This is a genomic window from Rhizobium sp. RU35A, from assembly GCF_900156005.1.
Taxonomy (GTDB): Bacteria; Pseudomonadota; Alphaproteobacteria; order Rhizobiales; family Rhizobiaceae; genus Neorhizobium; species Neorhizobium straminoryzae.
In genome coordinates this window covers 336,923-362,241 of the sequence record NZ_FTMR01000003.1, presented here as the reverse complement: position 1 = coordinate 362,241, position 25,319 = coordinate 336,923, and the positions used below count along the sequence as shown (strand labels likewise).

The window sequence follows — 25,319 nt, the reverse complement described above, 5'->3', positions numbered from 1 at the left end:
GTTTAGTAGCCGAGACCCTTGCGGCGCTCGTACTCACCCTTCGGATCGTCCGCCGGCGTATAGAGCTTCGACTGGGTGATGATGAACTTTTCCGGCTGCTTGCCGCTCTTGAGGTAGGCGTCGAGCGCATCAAAGGCCGGGCCTGCCATGTTCGGCGTCAGCTCAACCGTCGCATTGGCTTCACCGGCCGCCATGGCCTGGAAGATATCCGGCACGGCGTCGATCGATACGACAAGGATGTCCTTGCCGGGCTTGAGGCCCGCATCCTTGATCGCCTGGATGGCGCCGACGGCCATGTCGTCATTGTGGGCATACATGGCGCAGATGTTCTTGCCGCCGTTTTCAGCCTTCAGGAAGCCTTCCATGACTTCCTTGCCCTTGGAGCGGGTAAAGTCGCCGGTCTGGCTGCGCGCAATGCTGATGTTCTTGTGGCCGGCAATGGCTTCCTCGAAGCCCTTCTTGCGGTTGATTGCCGGCGTGGAGCCAACAGTACCCTGCAATTCGACAACCCGGCACGGCTTGTCGCCCACCGTCTTGACGAGCCAGTCACCGGCAACGCTGCCTTCCTTCACCTGGTCGGATGCAACCGACGTGAGGTAGAGATCCTTCGAGGCATCGATGCCGCGATCGAGCAGGATGACCGGAATCTTGGCATCCTTGGCCTCACCCAGAACCTGCTCCCAGCCCGTGGCAACGACTGGCGCGACGAGGATGGCGTTGACGCCCTGCGCGATGAAGCCGCGAATCGCCTTGATCTGGTTTTCCTGCTTCTGCTGCGCGTCAGCGAACTTCAGCGTGATGCCGCGCTTTTCGGCTTCCTGCTTGGTGACTGACGTCTCGGCAGCGCGCCAGCCGGATTCGGAACCGATCTGCGAGAAGCCTACGGTCAGGCCAGCAGCGCTTGCTGCAGTGCAGCAAATAGCGATCATGCTCGCGCCCAGCGCAAGCGTGCGAAGAATTTTCATTGATGTCCTCCCGAAAAAAGACGCCGCCTCCAGGCGTCTGCATTATTGATACTGACTGGAACTCGGGTTGTAAAGACGAAAAGTATGATTATAGATTGTGCAGCGCAGCAAAATTGTGGGCGTTGCGATCACACGATTTTCCGCAGCTCCAGACGCCCGCCAGGCGGCTCGTCACCCGCCTTGCCGCAGTAGCAATACCAATACCGTTTCATCTTTGCATTGACAGAGCACCCCGACTTGACGCCGATACGCCGGACATCTGACGAAGCCCTGCGGAAGGAAATGCGATGACGCGGCTATCGACCCTTGCAGCACTGCTCCTTGGCCTGTCCACGACCAGTCAGAGCCTGGCTGCGGACATCAAGATCGGCGAGATCAACAGCTATTCCGGTCTGCCGGCCTTCACCGAGCCCTACCGCAAGGGCTGGCAGATGGCTGTGGACGAGATCAATGCCGCCGGCGGCATCCGGGGCAACACACTCGTGGTGATTTCCAGGGACGACAACGGCAAGCCGGGCGATGCCATTACCGCCGCCAACGAACTCGTCGCGCGCGAGGGGGTGGTAATGCTTACCGGCTCCTTCTTCTCGAATGTCGGGCTCGCCCTTGGCGACTTTGCGCGTCAGAAGAAAGTGTTCTATCTGGCCGGCGAACCACTGACCGATGCCATGGTCTGGTCCAAGGGCAACGACTACACCTTCCGCCTGCGTCCCTCCAACTATGTGCAGGCCGCGATGCTGGCGGAAGAAGCGGCCAAGCTGCCGGCGAAGCGCTGGGCAACCATTGCCCCGAACTATGAATATGGGCAGAGCGCCGTTGCCGTGTTCAAGGAACTGCTGAAAAAGGCAAGACCGGACGTGGAATTCGTCGGCGAGCAATGGCCGCCGCAGGGCAAGATCGATGCAGGCTCGGTGGCGCAGGCCGTGGAAGCAACCAAGCCGGACGCCATCCTCAACGTGACCTTCGGTGCCGATCTCGTCAAACTGGTGCGTGAAGGCACCACGCGCGGCCTGTTTAGGGATCGCGCCGTGGTCTCCTTCCTCACGGGCGAGCCCGAATACCTCGATCCCCTCCAGGCGGATGCACCGCAGGGCTGGATCGTGACCGGCTACCCTTGGTACGGGATCGATACACCGGCGCACAAGGCCTTCCTTGACGCCTACAAGGCCCGTTACAATGACTATCCGCGCCTCGGTTCCATCGTCGGTTACGCGCTGGTCAAGTCCGCCGCAGCCATTCTGACCAAGGCAAAGTCCACCGATACAGCCGACCTCATCGCAGCAGCCCGGGGCATTGCCGTGGACACGCCGTTCGGGCCGATCACGTTCCGCGCCGCGGACCATCAGTCAACGCTCGGCGCGTTCGTCGGCAAGACGGCCGTGCGCGACGGCAAGGGCGTGATGGTGGATTTCACCTACCGGAGCGGCAATGACGTACTGCCCGCCGAAGCGGACGCCGCAAAGCTTCGGCCCTGATCCGCATGCAACCTGACGGCCGGGGAGGGCACAGCCAGGCCCCCACCGACCACAATCATCGACGGCCGCATGTGCGGAGGTTTGGCGCAAGCGGATGACGAGGGATTGAGTGTCCGTGGAACTTTATGTTGTTCAATTCCTGACCGGACTGGCCAATGCAGCGTCGCTGTTTCTGGTCGCGTCCGGTCTGTCGCTGATCTTCGGCGTCACGCGGATCGTCAACTTCGCCCACGGCGCCTTCTACATGCTGGGCGCCTACCTGGCCTACAGCCTGACAATACGCTGGCAGACACCGGTTGGCTTCTGGCTCGCCCTCCTGCTCGCGACTGCAATCGTCGCGGTTCTCGGTGCCATCATCGAAATCCTGCTTTTGCGACGCCTCTATCGCGCACCCGAACTTCTGCAACTGCTCGCGACCTTCGGCCTGACACTGATGGCGGAGGATGCCGTGCGCCTGATCTGGGGTCCCGAGGATCTGGTCGGACCCCGCGCTGCGGGTCTCTCCGGCGCGATGACCGTTCTGGGACGCCCCATGCCCGTCTATGATTTCGTGCTGATCCTGCTCGGCCCGGCCGTGCTCGGACTGCTCTGGCTTCTGTTGCACCGCTCGCGCTGGGGCCTGCTGATCCGGGCCGCCACGGAGGACCGCGACATGGTGAGCGCCCTTGGCGTGAACCAGACCTGGCTCTTCACAGGTGTCTTCGCGTTGGGCGTCTTTCTGGCGGCCTTCGGCGGCGGGCTTCAGATCCCGCGTGATGCCGTCAGTCACGTCATGGACCTTTCAATCATCACGGAAGTCTTCGTCGTGGTGGTGATTGGCGGTCTGGGCAGCCTGACCGGCGCCTTCTTGGCCGCAATCATCGTCGCAGAACTCAATGCCTTCGGCATCCTGATCCTGCCCGGCATCTCGCTGGTGCTCACATTTCTCATCATGGCCCTGGTCCTGGTTCTCCGCCCCTTCGGCCTGCTTGGCAAACCTCTGCCGCAGAGCCGAACCCTATCCCACAGGATCCATGGCGCCTGGCAACCACTCGGAGGCGTTGGCCGCAGTGCGGCACTCGCCATTCTTATCTGTGCGGCCCTGTTGCCGCTGGTGCTTGGGGAGTACGGTCTTGGCGTCGCCAGCGAAGTGCTGATTGCGGTGATCTTTGCCGCAAGCCTCCAGTTCCTGATGTCGGTTGCGGGTCTCGACTCCTTCGGCCATGCTGCCGGTCTCGGTCTTGGCGCCTATGGCGCCGCCCTGTCCGTCCAGCATTTCGGGTTGTCAATGGAGGCGGCGATGCTCATCGGCCCGCTGGCGTCAGCGCTGTTTGCCGCGATTGCCGGCTGGTTCTGCGTACGCCTCAGCAGCATCTATTTCGCCATGCTGACGCTCGCCTTTGCCCAGATCGTCTGGTCCATTGCCTTCCAGTGGGTGGAGGTCACAGGGGGAGACAACGGCATCGTAGGCGTCTGGCCGTCCGCCTGGGCATCCGGGGCAACAGCCTATTACTGGCTGACGCTCGGCTGCACCACAGCTGTCGTGCTTCTGACGCGGCACCTCACCTTTTCACCCTTCGGTTACGCCCTGCGCGCCCTGCGCGATAGCCCGTTGCGGGCTGCAGCGATCGGCATTTCACGCCAGCCGGTGCAGCACGCAGCCTTCGTCATCAGTGCCTTTCTCGCCGGATTGGCTGGTGTGCTGTTCGCCTTCCTGAAGGGCAGCGTCTTCCCGGATACGCTGGGGATCGGCACGTCGGTCGATGGCCTGATCATGGTGCTGCTCGGCGGTTTCGGCACTGTGTCGGGCAGCGTGGCCGGCGCCATTGTTTACAAGATGGCGTCGATCTGGCTGATCAGCAACACGGATTTTCCGCGTCTCATCCTTGGCGGCCTCATCGTGCTTCTGGTCCTCGTCTTCCCGCTCGGCATTGTCGGCACGCTGAAACAGGCACTGGCCGGACGCCTACTCGCCGGCAACGCCTCTGTCAGAGGTCGCACATGAAGCCGATCTTGCAGGCGGAAGGCCTCCGCAAGAGCTATCAGGGCGTGAAGGCGGTTGCGGACGTGTCGCTGACAGTCTCGGCAGGCGAACTTGTGGCCCTGATCGGTCCGAATGGCGCCGGCAAGAGCACATGCTTCAACATGCTGAGCGGGCAAATCCGTCCGGATGGCGGGCGTATCCTGATCGCAGGGACGGAGACGACCGGCCTGCAACCCTCCGATATCTTTCGCCTTGGCGTCGGGCGAACCTTCCAGGTGGCACAGACATGCCTGTCGATGACTGTCCGCGAGAATGTTCAGCTGGCCCTGCAAAGCCGGCACGGCGGTCTGCGCGGTGTGCGCACTCTTCTGTCCCGCTTCGACCGGCGCTTTGCTGCCGAGGCGGACGCGCTTCTTGATCTTATCGGACTGGCGCCGCAGGCCAATCGCCCGTGCCATGAACTGCCTTATGGTGACATCAAGCGGCTCGAACTGGCCATCGCGCTTGCCGGCGCCCCCCGGTTGCTGCTGATGGACGAGCCGGCGGCCGGCATGGGAAGCGAGGAACGCGCCGGTCTGATGCGGCTCACCGCCGCCATCGCCCGCGAACGTCAACTGGCCGTTCTCTTCACGGAGCATGACATGGATATCGTCTTTTCCCACGCAGACCGCATCATCGTACTGAGCCGCGGCACGATCATCGCGCAAGGATCACCGTCAGACGTCCGCGCCCATCCGGGTGTGCAGGCCGTTTATCTCGGCACGGGTATCTTCGCGATCGGAGACCCATGACATGCTGCAGGTCTCCGATCTCAACAGCGGGTATGGACCGGCACAGATCCTGTTCGACGTCAGCCTTCAGGTCGGAGCAGGGGAGGTTGTCGCGCTTCTCGGGCGCAACGGGGCGGGCAAGTCCACCACCCTGAAATCCATCATGGGGCTGACCGACCGGAGGAAGGGGAAAATCCTCTTCCGCGGAACGGACATCAGCCAGTATCCGCCGTTCGAGATCGCGCGGCTCGGTCTCGGCTATGTCCCGGAGGACCGACGCATCTTCACCGATCTGACGGTGGCGGAGAACCTGGAGGTTGGCCGGCAGAAGCGCCGGTCAACGACCACCTGGTCGCCGGAGCGGATCTATGCGCTCTTCCCCAATCTCGCCGATCTGCGCCACAGACCGGGCGGCCAGATCAGCGGTGGCGAACAGCAGATGCTGACGATCGGCCGCACACTGATGGGCAATCCGCATCTCGTCCTGCTCGACGAACCCTCGGAAGGGATCGCACCGAAGCTCGTGGAGCAGATGGCCGAAGCAATCCGTCAGATGACACGCGAGGGCGTCGCCATCCTTCTCTCGGAACAGAACCTGCCCTTTGCCCGCCTGATCAGCGACCGCTGCTACCTTCTCGAAAAAGGCGAGATCCGCCATGCAGGCACGATGGCGGATCTTGAGACAGGGTCGGGACATCCGTAACGCATACCCATTCCATCCCCGGCGCGAGGCCAGCGCTCATACCGTCAAGCTTCTCGGCTCGAAAACCTCGAGAAGGCCGCGATAAGGTTTGGACAGAGGTGCGGCATAGGCACCGCGCTTTGCGGTCGCAAGCCCCATCGTTACAAGGGCTTCCGCCTGCTTGACGGCAGCAGCCACGCCATCGACCACCGGCACGCCGAATTCACGACGCAGTTCTGCCGTCAGATCCGCCATGCCGGCGCATCCAAGCACGATCGCTTCCGCCTTGTCCTCGCGAAGCGCTGCGGCAATCTCGTTGCGCAGCCGGTCGCGGGCGTTGGAATGCGGATCCTCCAGCGACAGAACCGGAATATCGGCAGCGCGGACCTTGGCCCGACCAGCCATGCCGTAACGATGCACGAGATGCTCCAGCGGCAGGCGTGACCGCTCCATCGTCGTCACGATCGTTACCCGCTGGGCGATGAAGGACACCGACGCCAGCGCTGCCTCGCAGATTCCGATCACGGGAATGGTGGCCAGAGCGCGCGCCGCATCAAGGCCGGTATCGTCGAAGCAGGCAATGATGGCCGCCTGCGCACCCGCCTTCTCGCCACGAGCGATCTCGAGGAGAAGACCGGGCACTGCCAGCGCCTCGTCATAATAGCCCTCGATGGAGACAGGCCCCATCGAGGAGGTGGCAGCGACGATCTCCGTGCCGGCAGCAGCGACGCGCCGTGCTGCATCGGCCGCCGTCGCCGTCATGCTGGCGGTGGTGTTCGGATTGACAAGAAGGATCTGCATCAGCGGCTGGCCTGGCTGCGGCGGTTGAGCGTGACGATGAGGCCCAGCGTGCCGGCAATCACGAGGAAGGAGAAAACGGTGGTCACGGTGCCGAGCGCATAGAGAACCGGCGTCGTGACATTGGTCGTCATGCCGTAGATTTCGAGCGGCAGCGTGTTGTAGGTGCCGGCCGTCATCAGCGTCCGGGCGAATTCGTCATAGGAGAGTGTGAAGCCGAACAGGCCGACCCCCACCAGCGAAGGCGCAATCATCGGCAGCACCACGTAGCGGAAGGTCTGCCAGGCGGTGGCGCCGAGGTCACGCGCGGCTTCCTCGTAAGCTGGTGAAAAGCGGTTGAACACGGCCAGCATGATCAGCACGCCGAAAGGCAGCGTCCAGGTCAGATGCGCGCCGAAGGCGGAGGAATACCAGGCCGGCTGCAGGCCAAGCTGCGAGAACAGCACGCCAATACCGAGCGAGATGATGATCGAGGGCACCACGAGGCTCGCGACGGAGAGATAGAACAGCGCGGTTGCGCCGATGAACCGGCGGCGGAAGGCAAGGCCCGCCAGCAGCGAGACAAGTACCGTTACCACCATCACCATCAGTCCGAGCGCCAGCGAGCGGCGGAAGGAGCCGCCAAAATCGCCCACCGCCTGCGTTTCGAACAGGTTGGCGAACCAGTGCAGCGAGACACCATTGAGCGGGAAGGTGAGGCCGCCATTCTCGCCCTGGAACGACAGGATCAGGATGGCCGACAGTGGACCATAGAGAAACAGGACGAAGAGAGCAAAGAAGATGGCGAGGATGTAGAACTCGCGCGAGCGCTTGTCACTGTACATGTCAAAGTTCCTTGCGGATATCGACGATGCGCAGGATGCCCGCGACCATCAGGAGAACGAGCACGAGCAGCACCACCGCATTGGCAGCCGCGGCCGGATATTGCAGCAGCGACATCTGGTTCTTCATCATCAGTGCGACCGAGGCGCTCTGGCCGCCGGACATTACCTGCACGGTGGAGAAGTCGGCCATCACGAGGGTGACGACAAAGATGGTGCCGATCGCCATGCCGGGCTTGGCCAGCGGCAGAATGACGTTCGTCAGCACCTGCCAGCTGGAGGCACCGGCATCACGGGCCGCCTCCACCAGCGACTTGTCGATGCGCATCAGCGTGTTGAAGATCGGCGTGACCATGAAGAGGGTGTAGAGGTGCACCATGGCAAGCACCACGGCGAAATCCGAATAAAGCAGCCATTCCACCGGTTCGGAGACAATGCCGGCGCTGATCAGGCCGGAATTGATCAGGCCGTTTCGGCCGAGAACAGGAATCCAGGAGATCATGCGGATAATATTGGACGTGAGGAAGGGCACGGTGCAAACGAGGAACAGCACCATCTGCATGGCGGTGGTGCGGATGTGGAAGGCGAGAAAATAGGCCACCCAGAAACCGAGGAAGAGAGTGATCGCCCAGACCATGGCGGCATATTTCAGGGTGTTGAGATAGGTCTGCCACGTCACCCAGGAACTCAGCGTCTCCTGGTAGTTCATCAGCAGAAAGCCCGGATACATCTGGGCAAAGTCATAGTCCCAGAAGCTGACGACGACGATCATCAGCAGCGGAAGCGCCAGGAAGCAGCCGAGGATCAGCGTCAGCGGCGTCGCCTGAAGATAGGAGGCGAGCCTGGCCGGGATGCGGAGGCTTCGCCTCGCCTTTGGCGTGCCCGCGCCTATGAATCGGACTGTGGCCATGGATCGTCGTCTCCGTTGTGAATTCCCGCTCCGGTCCGCCGGTCACCTCCCTTGCGAGGGACGACAAGTGCGGACCGGCATTGCCCTCTGTCGGAAGTGTACCCCCGCAGATCACCCCGCGCGGTGCGTGCTCTGGCTGCCATTCTCCGTGACCTGATGCGGCTTTGAGGCAATGGCAGCGTACCCGGGAGGAAAATCGACAAGCCGCGTTCCTGCCGGAGGAACGCGGCCGCCAAGCTCGGATCAGGCCGCGATGAACTCGTTCCAGCGACGGACCATGTAGCGGTCTTCGTCCATCACCGAGTTCCAGCAGGCAACCTTGCCCATGCGGTCCTCGAAGGAGCCGCCATCGCGCACGGCACCGGCCTTCTCCATGACCTTGCCTTCCGGGGAGAGAATGTCGCCCTTGGCGGCCTTGCCCTCGATCCAGTAGCCCCATTCGTCTTCGGTCATGAATTTCTTGGCGGTTTCCATGCAGGCCGAATAGTAGCCCTGGCGGTTGAGATAGCCGCCGACCCAGCCGGACGTGTACCAGTTGATATACTCATAGGCCGCGTCGAGCTGCGCACCCTTGAGGTGCGAGGCAAGGCCGAGACCGCCGCCCCAGGAGCGATAGCCTTCCTTCAGCGGCTGATACTTGCAGGCGATGCCCTTGGAACGGACGGCAGCGACGGCCGGCGACCACATCGACTGGATGACGACTTCCCCCGATGCCATCAGGTTGACCGACTCGTCGAAGCTCTTCCAGAAGGCGCGGAACTGGCCCTGCTTCTTGAGGCCGATCAGGAATTCGATCGTCTTGTCGATCTCTTCCTTGGTCATGTTGCCCTTGTCGGCATATTTGATCTTGCCGGCGGCTTCCATGATCATCGCGGCATCCATGATGCCGATCGAGGGGATGTTGAGGATCGAGGTCTTGCCCTTGAAGGCCGGATCGAGAATGTCGGCCCAGGTGGTGATTTCGCGTCCGACGAGGTCCGGACGGATGCCGAGCGTATCGGCATTGTAGATCGTCGGCATCATGGTGAACCACTCGGTTTCACCCTTGGCGAAGGTCTTGGTGCCGGGCTTCTCGACATAGCCGACGGTGTGCGGGGCGGTGCCCTGCGCAATCACGCTGTCCGGCTTCAGCTTGCCGTTCTTGAACAGCGAAACGACGCTGCCGTAGTTCTTCAGCTTCTTGACGTCCATAGGCTGGATGACGCCGGCCGGATAGACCTTCTTCAGAATCCAGTATTCGATATCGGCGATGTCGTAGGAATTCGGCTGCGTCACCGCGCGCTGGGCGGCAGCATCGGAATCGGTTGCCGTCATTTCCAGCGTGATGCCGAGGTCCTTCTTGCACTGTTCGGCAATGGCGTTGATGTTGGAAACGCCGGTGCCGAACTGACGAAGCGTGATCTTGGACTGGGCCCAGATGGTGGGGAAGCCCGTGATCGCGCCGGAGCCGGCGGCGAGGCCGGCTGCAGCGGAAGCGGTTTTCAGCAGGCTGCGACGGCTAATGCCGGCCGGCTTCTTGGTGGTATCGGTCATGCCATGTTCCTCTCGTTCGTTTTTTTTGCGGGATTGCTGTTGTTCTTGCTTAGTGGGAGCGCCCGAGGACGATCACGTCCTCGCGGTTCCAGGACAGCTCGATGGCTTCGCCGACCTTGACGGGGCGGTCAAAGAACATCGTGTCGCTGAGGATGGCCGTGAACTCCTCGATACCGGCGCCGGTGGCAACCAGTTTCACGGAGGAGCCGCGGTATTCGACATTGGAAATCGTGCCGGTAAAACCGAGACCGGCTTCGGCGGCCGCGCCCATTCGCACGCGATCGGTGCGGATGGCAATGTCAGCCAGATCGCCTTCCGGCGTATCGCTGGCGGGGGCCCAGAAATCACCGCCCGATGGCACTGACAACAGGGTGTCACTGGCGGTCGATGCAGTCACCCTGCCGGAGATGACATTGTGATCACCCATGAAGCGCGCGACGAAGGCCGTCGCAGGACGCTCGAACACGGTGCGCGGTGGCGCGGCCTGCTCGATGCGGCCGTCATTCATCACGACGATGAGATCGGCGAGCGCCATGGCCTCTTCCTGGCTGTGCGTCACATGTACGAAGGTAATGCCAAGCGCTGTCTGCAGCTTCTTCAGTTCCGCGCGCATGCGGATCTTGAGGAAGGGATCAAGGGCCGACAGCGGCTCATCCAGCAACAGCGCCTCCGGGTCGGTGATGAGCGCGCGCGCCAGCGCCACGCGCTGCTGCTGACCGCCGGAAAGCTGCGCCGGACGCCGGTTCGCATACGGCTCCAGCTGCATCAGCTTCAGCATGTCCAGCGCCTTGGCGCGTCGCGTTTCCTTGTCGACGCCCTTCATCTTGAGACTGAAGGCGACGTTGTCGACAAGATCGAGGTGCGGAAACAGCGCGTAGGACTGGAACATCATCGCCGTGCCGCGCGCCGCCGGCGGCAGGTCGGTGACATCCTTGTTGCCCAGCAGAATATCGCCGCTCGAGACGCTTTCATGGCCGGCAATCATCCGCAGCGTCGAGGTCTTGCCACAGCCGGACGGTCCGAGAAGGCAGCAGTAGCTGCCGGCCGGAATCTTCAGGCTGATGGCGTGCACGGCCGTCGTCGTTCCGTAAACCTTGCTTACCGAGGCGATTTCGATCTCTGCGGCTTTGGTCATGCGTGTCTCCTGTGAGGCAGCTTTCAACATGCATCTGGCGTGCCAGTTTGCGGAGCACCGAAAAATCCACCTGCAGCATGCATGAAAGCCAGATGAAGAGACGCTGTGCGCACAGAAGCGATGCACATGCTGCACAGTTTTTGATCGATCGTGTACCAAAGGCACCATCAATCGTATTCAATCCAGACTGCACTTCAATCGAGGCTTTGCAAAGCACGGTTCTCGGGCGTACAACAGGACGAAAAGCAGGATTTCCCATGAACATCAGCGAAAAGCTCTCCCCCTTCGACCTTGTCCCGGACGATCGTGCGCTGGCCATTCGCGAGGCGCTGCGCAACGCCATCGTCGACCGACGACTGGCGCCGGGAACCAAGTTGGTGGAGAGTGAAGTGGGCGAACTGTTCGAGGCGAGCCGAACGGTGGTCCGGGCAGCCCTGCAGATGTTGACCTTCGAGGGGTTGGTCAAGACCGAACGAAACCGTGGCGCTTTTGTATCCAATCCGACGCCCGAGGAAGCACGCCAGGTCTTTGCATCCCGCCGGCTGCTGGAGCCGGGCATTGCGGCAACTGCCGTCGAGAGGATCACGGACGCGGAGATCGATGCCTTTCGCCATCACCTGCAGGAAGAGGTCCGGTTCATGAACGAGCGCGGGCCCGCCGCCCGCCGCGCCGAGATCAAGGCCTCCGGCGACTTCCATCTGATGCTGGCATCCGTGGCCGGCAACGCCATCCTTCAGCGCTTCATGGATGAGCTGGTGGCACGCTCCTCGCTGGTCATCGCGCTTTATGGCAGCACGGGCGTCTCGCGTTGCGGCCATCACGAACATGCCGACATTCTGGAAGCGCTGGAGCAACGGGATGCAGCCCGCGCCGGCGCGCTGATGCTGCACCATATCGACCACATCGAGGCCGATCTTGATATCCGCATACGGGACGGACTGGCGCTCAAGGATGCACTGGACATCTGACCCGTCTCATCGGGAACGCAACACGCTCCCGATGACGTAACCTCGGCTTTCGCTTCGCCTCAGTAGGTCGCCCGGCCGCCGGACAGATCGAAGACGGAACCGGTGGTAAAGCTGTTTTCCTGCGACACCAGCCAGGTCACCAGCGAGGCAGCCTCCTCCACCTTGAGAAAGCGGCCGCGCGGGATCTTGGAGCGCATGTAGTCGATGAACTCTTCAGACAACTGCTCGAGAATGCGCGTTTGCGCGGTCGCCGGCGTGATGCAGTTCACCGCGATGTCGAAGGCGGCCAGCTCCTTGCCAAGCGACTTGGTCATGCCGATGACCGCAGCCTTCGAGGCCGAGTAGGCGGCCGCGTTTGGATTGCCCTCCTTGCCGGCGATCGAGGCGATGTTGACGATACGGCCGTAGTTTCTCTCCTTCATGCCGGGCACCACCACACGGTTGACATGGAAGGTACCGATGAGATTCACCTCGATGATCTTGCGGAACATGTCGATGTCATAGGCATCAAGCGGTGCCGCAGGTCCCGCAATCCCGGCCGAATTGACGAGGATCGACACGGCCCCGCCCGCATTCTCCGTTTTCTCCAGCGCGGCCTCGACCGCTGGATAGTCCGTAATGTCGACCACCACGGTCTGTGCCTGCGTGCCGAGCGCCGACCGTGCCTCGTCCAGCAATGCCGCATTCATGTCCCAGAGGGTAACGGTCGCGCCGGAATCGATAAAACGGCGCGCCATGGCAAAACCGAGACCCTGCGCCCCGCCGGTCACGATGGCGTGGCGCCCCTTCAGATCATACTGGTTCATGCGCTATTCCTTTACCGCACCGGTCATGGACGAAACGTAGTAGTCCACAAAGAACGAGTAGAGGATCACCACCGGCAGCGAGCCGAACAGCGCCCCGGCCATCAGCGATCCCCATTCAAAGATGTCACCGCGCACAAGCTCGGTCAGCACGCCGACCGGCACCGTCTTGTTCTCCGAGGACTGGATGAAGGTGAGCGCGTAGATGAACTCGTTCCACGACAGCGTGAAGGCGAAGATTCCGGCGGAGATCAGGCCCGGAACTGCGAGCGGCAGGATGATCTTGGTCAGGATCTGCCAGCGGCTTGCACCATCCACCAGCGCACTTTCCTCAAGTTCGAAGGGGATCGAGCGGAAATAGCCCATCAGCAGCCAGGTGCAGAAGGGAATGAGGAAGGTGGGATAGGTGAAGATCAGCGCCATGCGGCTGTCGTAGATGCCGATCTTGAACACGATGAAGGCAAGCGGGATGAACAGGATCGATGGCGGCACCAGATAGGCGAGGAAGATCAGCAGCCCGACGGAACGCGAGCCGCTGAAGCGGATGCGCTCGATGGCATAGGCCCCAAGTACGGATGCCGTAAGCGACAGGACGGTGGAGGCGACTGCCACGACCATGGTGTTCCAAAGCCAGCCGGGATAGGAGGTTTCGAACAGCAGGTATTTGATGTGGTCCAGCGTGGCGCCCACCACCCAGAACGGACTGTAATTGTCATAGTCCGTCAGCTGGGAATTCGGCTTCACCGCCGTGATCGCCATCCAGTAGAACGGAAAGAGCAGTACGAAGACGAAGACGGCCATCGGCAGATAGATCGTCACGATCTGTCGCGGCAGGCTGTTGAGATAGGACATGCCCTGGCTGTCATCGGTCAGCATGGCATCGGGTGTCTTGATCTTGGACGTCATGGCGGTCTCCATCTCAGTCACCTCCGCCCTGCTGCCATTTGCGGCGCTGCAGCCCGAAGAACGAGAACATGATGGCGGCAAGCAGGAAGGGGATCATGGCAACTGCAATGGCCGCACCCTCCCCCAATTGCCCGCCGGGGATGGCGCGCTGGAAGGAGAGGGTGGCCATCAGATGCGTCGCATTCACCGGCCCGCCCTTGGTCAGCACGTAGATCAGCTGGAAATCGGTGAAGGTGAACAGCACCGAAAAGGTCATCACGACGGCGATGATCGGCGTCAGCATCGGCAGCGTCACGTAGCGGAAGCGCTGCCAGCTGCTTGCGCCATCAAGCGAGGCTGCCTCCTGCAGGGAGGCCGGAATGGTCTGCAGCCCGGCGAGCAGCGAGATCGCCACGAACGGAATACCGCGCCAGACATTGGCGGCAATCACCGAGGCGCGCGCCGTGTTCGGGTCGCCGAGAAAATTGATGGGGCTGCCGATCACGCCCATCTTCATCAACGACCATGACACGATCGAGAACTGTGAATCGTAGATCCACCAGAAGGCCAGCGCCGAGAGCACGGTCGGAACCACCCACGGCAGGAGCACGATGGCCCGGAAGAAGGACTTGAACGGCAGATGCTGGTTCAGAAGCAGCGCCAGCCAAAGGCCGAGCGCGAATTTCAGGATGGAGGCAACCGTCGTATAGAGCACGGTATTGAAGACCGAGAGCCAGAAGACCTGATCGCTCAGCAGGAACTGATAGTTTTCAAGGCCGATGAAGATCCCGTCGCGACCGATCTTGGTGTCGGTGAAGCCGAGCCAGACGCCGAGCCCCAGCGGATAGGTGAGGAAGCACAGCAGGAAGACGGCCGCCGGCAGCATGAACAGGAAGCCGAGCACGTCGCGGTGACCGATCAGTCGTGACCAGAGCGAGCGCTCCGGCAGGTCGGGGTCCGTGTTGGTAATTGAGGTCATGGGCTTTGCGAACTCCAGTGTCAGCGGCGTGGAAGGACGGCAGGGGCTGGATGCTCCCGCCGCCGGTTCGCTTGAGCGTCAGACGCGGTAGTAGCGGTTGGCCCGCTTTTCGGCCTGTGCCATGGCATCCTCCGGTGTTGCCGCGCCCGTGACGGCGGAGGCGAACATGTCGACCAGCACATAGTCGGCCATGACGGCTGCCGAGGCATAGCCGAGCGGGCCGGCATAGCCGTTCGGGCGCAGTGTCTCGGAGGCTTTCGCATAAGGCGCGTGGATCGGATTCTCCGTCCAGACCGGATTGTTCGCGAAGGCCTTCAGCGGCTGGCAGCAATAGGCGCTGGAGCCCTTGATCCAGGCATTCATCTGGTCGGCTTCCATCATGAACTTGATGTAAGCCTTGGCGGCTTCCGGATATTTCGTGTGCTTAAAGAGCAGCAACGAACTCGTCTGATGCAGTTCGATACTCTTGCCCACCGGGCCGACGGGGAAGTTGGTGCTGCGCATGTCGGCGGCAATCTCCGCCAGCTTCGGGTCGTTCTTCGCGGCATAATAGATCGAGACGCCGTTTGCCGTGAGCGACACCTGGCCGGCGAGAAAAGCGCGATTGTTGTTGATGTCGAGCCAGCTTTCGGTGCCGGGAATGAAGGTCGCGTAAAGCTCCTTGGCATATTTGATGGCAGCCAGCGTTTCCGGCGAATTGATCGTCACCTTGCCGCTTTCGTCCACCATCCTGCCGCCATGGCTCCACAGCAGCCAGTGGGCGTAGTTGTTGCCGTCGCCGACGGCCTTGCCGTGCGGGAATCCAGCCGGCGTGCCCTTGGCTTTCATGGCCTTGGCGAGTTCGAGGAAGCCTGCGGTATCCTTCGGAAACTCGCTGAAGCCGGCCGCCTTCATGTGGCTGTCGCGATAGACGACGGCATTGCCGATCGCCGTCAGCGGCATGGCGATGAACTTGCCCTGACGGGTGGCATAGCCCTTCACGCCGTCATAGAAGCCGCCATACTTTCCGTCGAGATAGGTGCCGAGTTCGGTGAGATCCACCAGCTTGTCCGGATACTGATGGGCGTCGTCAAACCAGCACATCACGAGATCCGGGCCGGACCCCACATTGGCGGCAACGGCTGCCTTCGGGCGGATGTCTTCCCAGCTTTCCTTGTCGATGCGCACCTCGACGCCGGTTGCCTCCGTAAACTTCTTGGTGTTGGCAAGCCAGGCTTCTTCATCGCCCTTCACGAACGGTGTCCAGCGCAAGAGACGCAGGCTCGCGCCCTTTTCCGGCGTGTAGGTGGGCTCGGCGGCCTGAACGGGTCGAAGCCCCAGGCCGGTCAGGCCCGTTGCGCCAACAAGACCGGCTGTCCCGGCCAGGAATGTTCTTCTCCTGATGGTCATGACTGCTCCTCCTCCAAATCGGGACCCTCCCGCGAAGCATCCGCTGTCCCGAGCGGCGAATGCCGGTTTCCCAATATCTGTCGAATTTGATGCGAACCGGATGGCTCCTCTTCCGCCCGGTCGCGGTCCTTGCGATCAGCGTGCCAGACGCTGGCCGCCCTCGGCATCGAAGAGATGCACGTTGGCCGGGTCGATCGCGATGGTGATCGCTTCCCCGGGGCGCACATCGACCCGCTCCCGGAAGACGCAGGTCACTTCGGATCCACCGAAATTGACGACGATCTGCGTCTCGTAGCCCGTCGGCTCGATGACGACGACGTCTGCCCTGTAACCGGTGCCGTCGAGGCGGATGTATTCCGGCCTCAACCCGTAGACGAGATTTTTCCCAACGGCCTGCGGATAGGGGCGGGCAAGCGGCAGGCGCGTACCATCAGCCGCCACGAATACCTGCGGGTTGTCCACATCCAGCCGCCCCTTGATCATGTTCATTGCCGGGGAACCGATGAAACCCGCCACGAACAGGTTGTTCGGATTGTCGTAGAGATCGAGCGGCGTGCCGATCTGCTCCACGCGGCCGTCATGCATGACCACGATTTTGTCGGCCATGGTCATGGCCTCGATCTGGTCATGCGTCACATAGACCGTGGTGGTTTTCAGGCGGTGATGCAGCTCCTTGATCTCGGCACGCATGGCAACGCGCAGCTTGGCGTCGAGGTTGGACAGCGGCTCGTCGAACAAAAAGACCTGCGGATCGCGCACGATGGCGCGGCCCATGGCCACCCGCTGGCGCTGGCCGCCCGACAGTTGGCGGGGATAGCGGTCGAGCAGGTTGCTGAGCCCGAGAATGCCGGCCGCGTAATTTACGCGCTTGTCGATCTCCGCCTGCGGCGCCGAATTCAGCATCAGCGAGAACGCCATGTTCTTCGCCACCGTCATGTGCGGATAGAGCGCATAGTTCTGGAACACCATCGCGATATCGCGATCCTTGGGCGGCAGCGTGTTGACGACGCGTCCGCCAATGCGGATCTCGCCGCCAGAAATATGCTCCAGCCCCGCCAGCATGCGCAGAAGCGTGGATTTCCCGCAGCCAGAGGGGCCGACCAGAATGACGAACTCGCCATCCTCGATGTCGATATTGACCCCCTTGATGACGGGAAAAGCGCCGAAGGACTTCTTCACCTCGGCAAATTGAACAGTGGCCATGCGTCTCCTCCCCAGAGTGCAATCCCTATATGTCAGGCGTAGCCAAGGATGCCGCGGGCTCCTCTTCCCGCATGTGGAATCCTTGCAAGTTCAGGGGCCGCCGGCTCCTCCCCAAGCCGGCGGCGATGCCGGTCGCGATCAACCGCGCCCGACAAACGGCATTTTCGTTGCCATCACCGTCATGGTCAGCACATTGGCGTCGAGCGGCAGGCTCGCCATGTAGACGACGGCATTGGCGATATGCGCGGAGTCGATGGTCGGCTCGGCCGCGAGGCTGCCATTCGCCTGGATCACCCCTGTCGAAATCTTCTGGGTCATCTCGGTTGCGGCATTGCCGATGTCGATCTGACCACAGGCAATGTCGAAGTTGCGCCCGTCGAGCGCGGTCGACTTGGTCAGGCCCGTGATCGCATGCTTGGTCGCGGTATAGGGCGCCGAATTGGGGCGCGGCGTCGTTGCCGAGATCGAACCATTGTTGATGATGCGACCGCCGCGCGGCGATTGAGCCTTCATGAGGCGAAAGGCCTGCTGCGTGCAGAGAAAGGCTCCGGTCAGATTGGCGGAGACGACGGCGTTCCACTGCTCAAAGGTCAGTTCCTCCATCGGCACACCGGGTGCGCTGACGCCGGCATTATTGACCAGAAGATCAAGGCGACCGAAGGTCTGCTCGATCGCATCGAACAGGGCGCGCACGGACTGCGGATCGCCGACATCTGCCGCGAGCGCATGGACCTGACCCGACGTTTCGGCCGCAAGCTCTGCCGCCGCCTTTTCCAGCACCTCGCGCCGGCGTCCGGAAATGACGACCTGATAACCGGCTGCCGCAAGCGCCCTCGCGATGGCGCGCCCGACGCCCGTTCCTCCACCCGTGACCAGCGCAACCGCGCCCCTGCCTGCTGCCGTCATCGAATGCTGCCTCCCAGTTCGTCATCAATATGGATGCGGATAATCTCGTCAAAAGTCTTTTCAGCGCTGAACCCCAATTGCTCGGCGCGGCTTGCATCGAAATTCGTCGGCCATCCCGCCACGATGCGTTCGATCACGGCGTCCGATTCGCGGCGAATGAGGGAGACGGCCCGTTCACCGGCCACCCGGCGCAGCGCCTCGATTTCCTCCCCCACCAACGCGGAAAGCCCGGGCATGGTCAGGTTGCGGCGTGGACCGATCAGGCTGGTGTCCATGGTCGCCGCATGAAGGAAGAAATTCACCGCCGAGCGTGGGCTGGCAAACCAGTGCCGAACCGTCTCGCTGACCGGCAGTACAGCTTCCTTTCCCGACAGCGGTTCGCGCAGGATGTTGGAGAAGAAGCCCGACGCCGCCTTGTTCGGCGTACCTGGTCGCACGCAGATGGTCGGCAGACGGATGCCGACGCCATCGAAAATGCCGCGACGCGTATAGTCGGCCAGCAGCAGCTCGGCGATCGCCTTCTGCGTGCCGTAACTGGTGAGCGGCGTCGAAAAGAACTCGCTGCCGATCGTTTCGGGGAAGGGTGCGCCGAAGACGGCGATCGACGAAGCAAACAGCACGCGTGGCGTATAAGGCTCGCGCAGTCCTTCCTGCCGGATCGCTTCGAAGAGCGCGCGCGACCCATCCAGATTGACCGCATAGCCTTTTTCGAAATCCGCTTCCGCTTCGCCGGAAACGATGGCCGCCAGATGAATGATCAGATCGGGCCTGCCGGCAATCAGCGTTTGCGCGCTGCTGGGCGTTGCCAGATCGAGCGTCAAGGCCGTACCAATGTCGGCGAAGATGGCGGGCAGGACGGGGGCAAAGGCATCCGCCAGCGTCAGGCGCGAGATATCACCGCCCAACACATGCGGCTCGCGCGCCAGGCGCTCCACCAGCTTGCGGCCCACCATACCAGCGGCGCCCAGGATCAGTACATGCATGCGCGGCGTCCTCCTTGCCGTATCCCTTTTCTGCCCACAGCCACCTCCCGTGACGTCAGGCCTTCTCCCGCAGGAACGCCGGCCGTCTTGCTGCTGCGTCCTGCGTCGTCTCGTAGATCCGCGTCAGATGGCGGCGGAAGGCATCCACCACGGCCACCTCATCGCGCCGCTTCAACGCCTCGACAATCTCCACGTGATCCGCATAACTGTCGGCCGTCGCGCCGCTCCGGGCCATGGCCTGCCGCCGCTGATCCATCAGGTAGCCGTAGAGATCGATGACGAAATCGATCAGCAGCGGATTGCCGGCAGCCCGATAAATTTCCAGATGGAATTCCCGGTCGCAGATGAGGAATCGCATCGTATCGCTTCCGGCAGCCTGCTGTGCCTCCAGAAGCGTTTCCAGCTTGGCGATGGTGTCTTCGCCGATCCGGGCAACAGCCTGTCGCACGACATCAAGCTCCACCAGCATCCGTGCGCCATGCACGGCCTCCAGATCATAACGATCAATGGCGCTCGGTGCGGCAATCGTCACCGGAAGATGGCTAAGGTCCACATCGGCCACACGGCTGCGGCTGCCCTGCGAGACCTCGACAAACCCCTTGGCGGCGAGATTCTGGATGGCACCCCGCACCGTCTCGCGGCTGACGTTGAGCACATGCGCGAGTTCACGCTCGCTTGGCAGTTCATCACCCGGCCGCAGCATGCCCATCGCGATCAGCGTGGTCAGCTTGTCGGCCACCGCATCACGCGCGGTCTGTCGCACCAGCGCGCGGCCGATCGTCGGTACCTGGTTCAGAATGCCGTCGGTCTTCATGCCCCGCCATCCCATGGATCCGTCTGACATTGGTGTCTCATGCACCAACTGGTCTGCTGGTTGGACCACTGGATAAGTTGGTAAAGAGCTTTCTTCCGAGCGTCAATCGACATTCGTCGCTGCAACGCAGCGATGCTTTCGATGCATCGTTGCACCGCAAAAGCGCATGAACCGAACCACAGAACGAGACGCACAACAAGAACCCGGCACCTTGTTGATGCCGGGCTCACGATCTTCGTGGGGCTCTCAGTTCGGGATCAGGCGGTCCCGTCGACGATTACCATCGGACGACCCTGGGTGCAGTTTTCAACGCGCGCCTCCACGCGGTAGACGCTCCGCAGCATCTCCGGCGTGATGACATCAAGCGTCGAGCCACTGGCAAGCAGTCGTCCGCCGGAAATGACCATGGTCTGCGCACAGTAGCGCAGGGCATGGTTCAGGTCGTGCAGCGCGATCAGAACTGCCATACCCTTTTCCGCCGCCAGATGGCGCATGAACTCCAGCACTTCGATCTGGCGAAAGAGATCCAGCGCAGACGTCGGCTCGTCCATCAGGAGGACTTCCGGTCGGCGCACCAGCGCCTGGGCAATCGCGACCAGTTGCCGCTGGCCGCCGGAGAGTGCGCCGAGATCGCGAAAGGCGAGGTCAGAAATGTGCAGCGCCTTCAGCAGGCGGTCGATGTCCTTCAGGTCATCCTCGGCCACGCGCCAGCCGCCGCCCTGCTTTGCGGCGAGCAGGATGGATTCGTAAACGGTCAGCACGGCATTGGCGCCGGTATCCTGCGGCATGTAGCAGATCGGCCGGAAACCCTCCCGGACATCTTCCACCTGCACGACGCCATCGCCTTTAAGAAGACCGGCGATCCTCTTGAAAAGCGTGGACTTTCCGGCCGCGTTCGGACCGATCAGCGCCGTCAGCGTGCCACCCTTCAGCCAATCGGTCGAGATCGCCTCGAAAACCTGGGTCTTGCCATAGCGGGCGCCGACCTCCTCGAGTTTCAGGGCTACCATGCGCGCCTCCGGTTGGTGAAGATGAGCGAGAAGAAGAAGGGAACGCCAACCAGCGCCGTAATGACGCCGATCGGCAGGATCGCGCCGGGGATCAGCATCTTGGAGACGACCGAGGTGGTCGACAGAAGCAGCGCGCCGCAGATGACCGAGCCCGGGAGGAAGAAGCGCTGGTCTTCGCCCACCACCATGCGCGCGATATGCGGACCGACGAGCCCGACAAAACCGATGGTCCCGACGAAGGAGACCGGGATCGCCGCCAGCAGGCTGACCAGCAGCATGGTTTCCAGCCGCAGCGAACGCACGTTGACGCCAAGACTTGCCGCCTTGTCGTCGCCGAGACGCAGGGCCGTCAGCGCCCAGGCGCGGCGGGCAAACAGCGGCACGCAGACGACGAGCACCGCAAAGGTCACCGCCACCTTCGTCCAGGTCGCTTTTGTCAGGCTGCCCATGGTCCAGAACACGACGGCGGCGAGTGCCTGTTCAGAGGCCAGATACTGCAGCAGCGACAGAAGCGCGTTAAAGGTAAAGACGAGCGCGATGCCGAGAAGCACGATGGTTTCCACCGTCACGCCTCGCAGCGTCGAGACACCGTAGATGAACAGCGACGCGAGCATTGCCATCAGGAAGGCGTTCATCGGCACCATGAACTGGATGGCGGCCGGAAACACCGCGACACCGGCCACCAGCGCCAGTGCAGCGCCGAAGCCTGCGGCGGCCGAAATGCCGAGTGTGAAGGGGCTCGCCAACGGATTGGCAAGGATCGTCTGCATCTGCGCGCCGGCAAGCGATAGGCAAGCGCCGACGGTCACCGCCATCAGCGCGATGGGCATGCGGATATCCCACACCACGACACGCAACTGGTTCGGCACGCTTTGTGGCGTAAAGATCGCGGAGAGCACCTCCGAGAGCGAATAGCGCGCCGGACCAAGCCCGATATCGACCGCGATGCTGAGCGCCAGCGCTGCACAAAGACCGGCGAGGATCAAAAGGCGCCGGGCGGCGAGCGCCCGGTAGCGGCTGCGCCCCTCTGTCGCCACATCGTCCTGGATTGCAATGGCCATTATTGTCCACCTTCTGCAAGCGATGCGAAATAGCCGGGCTTGTAGCTGACCGGCAGGAATTTCTCGTGGAACTGGCGGAACGTGTCTTCCGGGTTCAGATCGGCAAAAAGCTCCGGATGGAACCATTTGGCGAATTGCTGGATCGGCAGGAATTCATAGGGCACACCGTAGAACTGATGCCACACGGCATAGACCTTGTGCGTCCCGACCGCCTTCAGCTGGGGGAAGGGCGTGCGCCTCATCAGGTTTTCCAGGCGCTGGCGCGCGACACCCATATCCGCGCCACGCCCGACGGGCACAAACTGGTTGACGTCGGATTCGGCAGCCCAGTTGGAGCCGGTGACGATAACGGCGTCAGGATCGGAAATCACCAGTTGCTCCGGATTGAGATCGCCGAAGGTCGTGCTGATGATGCCATCGGCGACATTGTGACCGCCGGCCGCATCAACCATGGCGCCGAAGTTGTAGGGACCGAAGGTCCGGCAGCAGGCGTCCTCACCGGAGATACCGGGTGCGCGCTCGATGAACACCGTGGGGCGCTGAAGGTCCTTCACGGCAGCAAGACGGTCCGTCACCCGCGCAATCTGCTCGCGACGAAAGGACTTCAGCTGTTCCGCCCGGTCCGCCGCGCCGAACAGCTGGCCGAGAATATCCACCGATCGTTCGGTGTTCTTGTCGGGATCAATGCGGAAGTCCAGGTAGACAACCTTGATGCCGGCAGCCGCAAGCTTCTCCTCAAGACCGCTGTCGCGCGCCGATTTCTGGGATTCCAGATTCAGCGTCAGGACATCCGGCGCCAGCGAGATTGCCGTTTCCAGATCGAATGTACCCTGTGGGATATAGCCGAACTGTGGCAGCTGGGCGATCTGCGGAAAACGCTCCACATAGGCCGCGTAGCTGTCCGGATCCTTCTTCAGCAGGTCATCCCGCCAGCCAATGATCGTATCGAAGGCATGTTCGCCCTTCAGCGCCGCGATCACATGGATCTGCCGGGCTTCGCCCACGATGACGCGCTTGGCAGGCAGATCGACCTCGACCGTGCGGCCGGCAACATCGGTGATCTCGGCCGCCAAAGCCCCCGGCACCCAAAATGACAAAAGGGCGAGCACCGCCCGCACGATAAGCCTGGTCATTCGCATTCTTCCTGAAAGAAGCCGGCAGGAGACAGTCCTGCCGGCATGTATCGGATTACGTGTCGTCCTTCAGCGAGACGAAATAGCCGCTGTGGTAATCGACCGGAAGGAAGCGTTGATGCAGTTCCTGGAAGGTTGCTTCAGGATCGAGATCCTTGAACAGGTCAGGGTGCAGCCACTTGGCAATCTGCTGGATGGCCACGAACTGGTAGGGATTGTTGTAGAACTGGTGCCAGATGGCGTGCACATTGCCGTCCTTGACCGCCTTGATATCCGTGAAGGCCGGGCGCTTCATCAGGGCGGCCAGCTTCTTGCGGGCCAGCGCCTTGTCTGCGCCGGGACCGACGCCGACCCAGGCGCCGCCGGGCACATAAAGCTCCCAGTTGGCGCCGGTCACGATCACCTGATCCGGGTTGGACGCGATGATCTGCTCGGGGTTTACGGTCCCGAAGGTGCCGGGGATGATCTTGGCTGCCAGGTTGACGCCACCGGCCAGCTCCACCATTTTACCGAAGTTTTCAGAGCCGAACGACATGCAGCAATCATCGCTGTAGCCACCGGCGCGCTCCATGAACACCACCGGCTTCTTCAGGTCCTTCGTCTTGGCGATCACGTCGGTCACGCGGGCGATCTGCGCATCGTGAAACTTCACGAATTCCTCGGCCTTCTGCTCCTTGCCGGACAGCTTGCCGATCAGACGCATCGAGGGATCCGTGTTCTCCAGCGACTTTTCGCGGAAATCCACATAGACCAAGGGAATGCCGACCTTGGACAGCTTCTCGATATAGCCGCTTTCCTCGGTGGCGGATTTGGCATCGATGTTCATGATGATGACATCGGGCTTCAGCGTTACAGCCTGCTCGATATCGAAGGTTCCGTCCTTCATCCCGCCAAAGGTCGGGATCCTGGCCATTTCCGGAAATTTTTTCAGATAGATGTTGTAGCCGTCGAGGTCGGCCTTCTGGAAATCGTCACGCCACCCGACAACGCGCTTGAACGGCGCTTCGGTATCAAGAGCGCCGGTGAAATAGATCTGGCGACCTTCGCCAAGGATCACGCGCTCGACCGGGACGCTGACCTCGACCTCACGGCCGGTAATATCCTTGACCTTGATCTTTTCGCCAGCCTCAGCCACACCCGCAAGGAATGCGAGCGACAGGGCTGCAGCCGTTGCGACGCCGGAAATTTTGAACACCTTTGCCTCCATGGATCGATTTTGGGCGCTTCTATGATTTTATGAGTTTTCACGTCAACAAATATCTTTTAGAAGAATTCCAATCGGTTACTGGAAGCAGGACGGCATTCATGCATCAGTTGGCAGCGCAGGCAAACTACAACCTCAAGGACGAGATCAAGGCCTACTGGTCGGCCAGGGCCGAGACCTTCGACGAACAGCCGGGGCACGAAATCTTTTCGGATGCGGAGCGAGCGGCCTGGCATGCGCTGATCCGTCGCCATCTCGGCACAGGCGACGGGCGAAAGGCGCTCGACCTCGCCTCGGGCACAGGGGTGGTCTCACACCTCCTGGATGACCTCGGTTTTTCCGTCACGGGCCTCGACTGGGCAGAGCCGATGCTGGAGCGCGCCAAGGCAAAGGCAAAGGCGCGCGGTCGCTCGATCCGCTTCCTGATGGGCGATGCGGAATCCACCATGGAGCCGGATGAAAGTTACGACGTGATCACCAACCGGCATCTCGTCTGGACTCTGGTCAATCCGGCAGCGGCCTTTCGCGAATGGCACCGCGTGCTGAAGCCGGGCGGACGGCTCCTGATCGTCGATGGCGACTTCGTCAATCCGGGTGTGATTGCACGCCTGGCGGGCAGGCTGGCGACCCTGCTTGGCCGTTTCGGCATCTCCGACAAGCGTCCGGCCCATGGCCCCGGCAGCGCGCTGGCGGACACCCATCGCAGCATTCTTTCGCGCGTCTATTTTTCGGAAGGTGCACGCGCGGATGCCGTGGCGGCGCTTTTACAGGATGCCGGTTTCTCTCAGGTGAGGGTGGATACCAACATGCGCGCCATTCACCGCGCCCAGCGCAAGAACTTCAGCCTGCTGAAGGGGCTCGAACGCGCCACCCAGCACCGTTATGCCATCTGCGCCGTGAAGTGACGGGAGCCTTACGCCGATGGCGGG

The 25,319-nt window shown here is 62.0% G+C and carries 24 protein-coding genes; 6 read left to right on the top strand and 18 right to left on the bottom strand.

What is annotated here, in order from left to right; translation table 11 throughout:
• Nucleotides 1-2 precede the first annotated feature (2 nt).
• On the bottom strand, nucleotides 3-965 hold the full coding sequence (gene ytfQ, locus F3H95_RS10180) for a galactofuranose ABC transporter, galactofuranose-binding protein YtfQ (RefSeq protein ID WP_143125417.1): 963 nt from the start codon (nucleotides 963-965) through the stop codon (nucleotides 3-5).
• 287 nt (nucleotides 966-1,252) lie between these two features.
• Here ytfQ and F3H95_RS10175 point away from each other — a divergent pair, with 287 nt between their 5' ends.
• The 4 genes from F3H95_RS10175 (at nucleotide 1,253) to F3H95_RS10160 (ending at nucleotide 5,876) form a co-directional block, all read left to right on the top strand.
• On the top strand, nucleotides 1,253-2,440 hold the full coding sequence (locus F3H95_RS10175; protein ID WP_149745856.1) for an ABC transporter substrate-binding protein: 1,188 nt from the start codon (nucleotides 1,253-1,255) through the stop codon (nucleotides 2,438-2,440).
• A 115-nt stretch (nucleotides 2,441-2,555) separates the two neighbouring features.
• Nucleotides 2,556-4,424 (top strand): ABC transporter permease, encoded by a 1,869-nt coding sequence (locus F3H95_RS10170; RefSeq protein ID WP_149745855.1) that lies wholly within the window; start codon nucleotides 2,556-2,558, stop codon nucleotides 4,422-4,424.
• Nucleotides 4,421-5,194, top strand: a complete 774-nt coding sequence (locus tag F3H95_RS10165) for an ABC transporter ATP-binding protein (protein WP_143125414.1) — start codon at nucleotides 4,421-4,423, stop codon at nucleotides 5,192-5,194. Before F3H95_RS10170 ends, F3H95_RS10165 begins: the two co-directional genes overlap by 4 nt.
• Nucleotide 5,195: 1 nt before the next feature.
• A complete protein-coding gene (locus tag F3H95_RS10160) occupies nucleotides 5,196-5,876 on the top strand; it encodes an ABC transporter ATP-binding protein (protein WP_149745854.1) in 681 nt (226 codons plus the stop codon).
• Between the two features lie 36 nt (nucleotides 5,877-5,912).
• Here F3H95_RS10160 and F3H95_RS10155 read toward each other — a convergent pair whose 3' ends face one another.
• From F3H95_RS10155 to F3H95_RS10135, 5 genes are all read right to left on the bottom strand, one after another.
• Entirely contained in the window at nucleotides 5,913-6,656 is a 744-nt protein-coding gene (locus F3H95_RS10155) for an aspartate/glutamate racemase family protein (protein ID WP_143125412.1), read from the bottom strand.
• Nucleotides 6,656-7,477: an ABC transporter permease gene (locus tag F3H95_RS10150; protein WP_143125411.1), complete on the bottom strand. Its 822-nt coding sequence runs from the start codon at nucleotides 7,475-7,477 to the stop codon at nucleotides 6,656-6,658. The genes F3H95_RS10155 and F3H95_RS10150 overlap by 1 nt, the downstream gene beginning before the upstream one ends.
• Before the next feature lies 1 nt (nucleotide 7,478).
• Nucleotides 7,479-8,384: an ABC transporter permease gene (locus F3H95_RS10145; protein WP_149745853.1), complete on the bottom strand. Its 906-nt coding sequence runs from the start codon at nucleotides 8,382-8,384 to the stop codon at nucleotides 7,479-7,481.
• Between the two features lie 243 nt (nucleotides 8,385-8,627).
• Entirely contained in the window at nucleotides 8,628-9,917 is a 1,290-nt protein-coding gene (locus F3H95_RS10140; protein ID WP_143125409.1) for a PotD/PotF family extracellular solute-binding protein, read from the bottom strand.
• A gap of 49 nt (nucleotides 9,918-9,966) precedes the next feature.
• Nucleotides 9,967-11,052: an ABC transporter ATP-binding protein gene (locus F3H95_RS10135; RefSeq protein WP_143125408.1), complete on the bottom strand. Its 1,086-nt coding sequence runs from the start codon at nucleotides 11,050-11,052 to the stop codon at nucleotides 9,967-9,969.
• Between the two features lie 257 nt (nucleotides 11,053-11,309).
• Here F3H95_RS10135 and F3H95_RS10130 point away from each other — a divergent pair, with 257 nt between their 5' ends.
• Entirely contained in the window at nucleotides 11,310-12,020 is a 711-nt protein-coding gene (locus F3H95_RS10130) for a GntR family transcriptional regulator (protein WP_143125407.1), read from the top strand.
• A 59-nt stretch (nucleotides 12,021-12,079) separates the two neighbouring features.
• On the opposite strand, the gene F3H95_RS10125 is transcribed toward F3H95_RS10130, so the two are convergent.
• From F3H95_RS10125 to F3H95_RS10070, 12 genes are all read right to left on the bottom strand, one after another.
• Nucleotides 12,080-12,826 (bottom strand): SDR family NAD(P)-dependent oxidoreductase, encoded by a 747-nt coding sequence (locus F3H95_RS10125; protein ID WP_149745852.1) that lies wholly within the window; start codon nucleotides 12,824-12,826, stop codon nucleotides 12,080-12,082.
• Between the two features lie 3 nt (nucleotides 12,827-12,829).
• Complete coding sequence (locus F3H95_RS10120) at nucleotides 12,830-13,729, bottom strand: carbohydrate ABC transporter permease (RefSeq protein WP_143127906.1); 900 nt, start codon at nucleotides 13,727-13,729, stop codon at nucleotides 12,830-12,832.
• Nucleotides 13,730-13,742: 13 nt separating this feature from the next.
• Nucleotides 13,743-14,687, bottom strand: a complete 945-nt coding sequence (locus F3H95_RS10115) for a sugar ABC transporter permease (RefSeq protein ID WP_149745851.1) — start codon at nucleotides 14,685-14,687, stop codon at nucleotides 13,743-13,745.
• 78 nt (nucleotides 14,688-14,765) lie between these two features.
• Complete coding sequence (locus F3H95_RS10110; RefSeq protein WP_149745850.1) at nucleotides 14,766-16,076, bottom strand: ABC transporter substrate-binding protein; 1,311 nt, start codon at nucleotides 16,074-16,076, stop codon at nucleotides 14,766-14,768.
• A gap of 135 nt (nucleotides 16,077-16,211) precedes the next feature.
• On the bottom strand, nucleotides 16,212-17,279 hold the full coding sequence (gene ugpC / locus F3H95_RS10105; protein ID WP_149745849.1) for a sn-glycerol-3-phosphate ABC transporter ATP-binding protein UgpC: 1,068 nt from the start codon (nucleotides 17,277-17,279) through the stop codon (nucleotides 16,212-16,214).
• 138 nt (nucleotides 17,280-17,417) lie between these two features.
• Nucleotides 17,418-18,185, bottom strand: a complete 768-nt coding sequence (locus tag F3H95_RS10100) for an SDR family oxidoreductase (protein ID WP_149745848.1) — start codon at nucleotides 18,183-18,185, stop codon at nucleotides 17,418-17,420.
• Nucleotides 18,182-19,168, bottom strand: a complete 987-nt coding sequence (gene denD / locus F3H95_RS10095) for a D-erythronate dehydrogenase (protein WP_149745847.1) — start codon at nucleotides 19,166-19,168, stop codon at nucleotides 18,182-18,184. The genes F3H95_RS10100 and denD overlap by 4 nt, the downstream gene beginning before the upstream one ends.
• Before the next feature lie 55 nt (nucleotides 19,169-19,223).
• The gene (locus F3H95_RS10090; RefSeq protein ID WP_149745846.1) at nucleotides 19,224-19,982 is read right to left on the bottom strand and encodes a FadR/GntR family transcriptional regulator; all 759 of its coding nucleotides are present in this window, start codon (nucleotides 19,980-19,982) and stop codon (nucleotides 19,224-19,226) included.
• 257 nt (nucleotides 19,983-20,239) lie between these two features.
• On the bottom strand, nucleotides 20,240-20,992 hold the full coding sequence (locus F3H95_RS10085; RefSeq protein WP_143127899.1) for an ABC transporter ATP-binding protein: 753 nt from the start codon (nucleotides 20,990-20,992) through the stop codon (nucleotides 20,240-20,242).
• A complete protein-coding gene (locus tag F3H95_RS10080) occupies nucleotides 20,986-22,053 on the bottom strand; it encodes an iron ABC transporter permease (RefSeq protein ID WP_143127898.1) in 1,068 nt (355 codons plus the stop codon). Before F3H95_RS10080 ends, F3H95_RS10085 begins: the two co-directional genes overlap by 7 nt.
• Nucleotides 22,053-23,192 carry an ABC transporter substrate-binding protein gene (locus F3H95_RS10075; protein ID WP_149745845.1) on the bottom strand — a complete coding sequence of 380 codons (1,140 nt, stop codon included), beginning with the start codon at nucleotides 23,190-23,192 and terminating at the stop codon, nucleotides 22,053-22,055. Before F3H95_RS10075 ends, F3H95_RS10080 begins: the two co-directional genes overlap by 1 nt.
• Nucleotides 23,193-23,241: 49 nt before the next feature.
• Nucleotides 23,242-24,393, bottom strand: a complete 1,152-nt coding sequence (locus F3H95_RS10070) for an ABC transporter substrate-binding protein (protein ID WP_149745844.1) — start codon at nucleotides 24,391-24,393, stop codon at nucleotides 23,242-23,244.
• Between the two features lie 98 nt (nucleotides 24,394-24,491).
• Between F3H95_RS10070 and F3H95_RS10065 the strand changes: the two genes are divergently transcribed.
• Entirely contained in the window at nucleotides 24,492-25,295 is an 804-nt protein-coding gene (locus F3H95_RS10065; RefSeq protein ID WP_149745843.1) for a class I SAM-dependent methyltransferase, read from the top strand.
• Nucleotides 25,296-25,319: the final 24 nt, after the last annotated feature.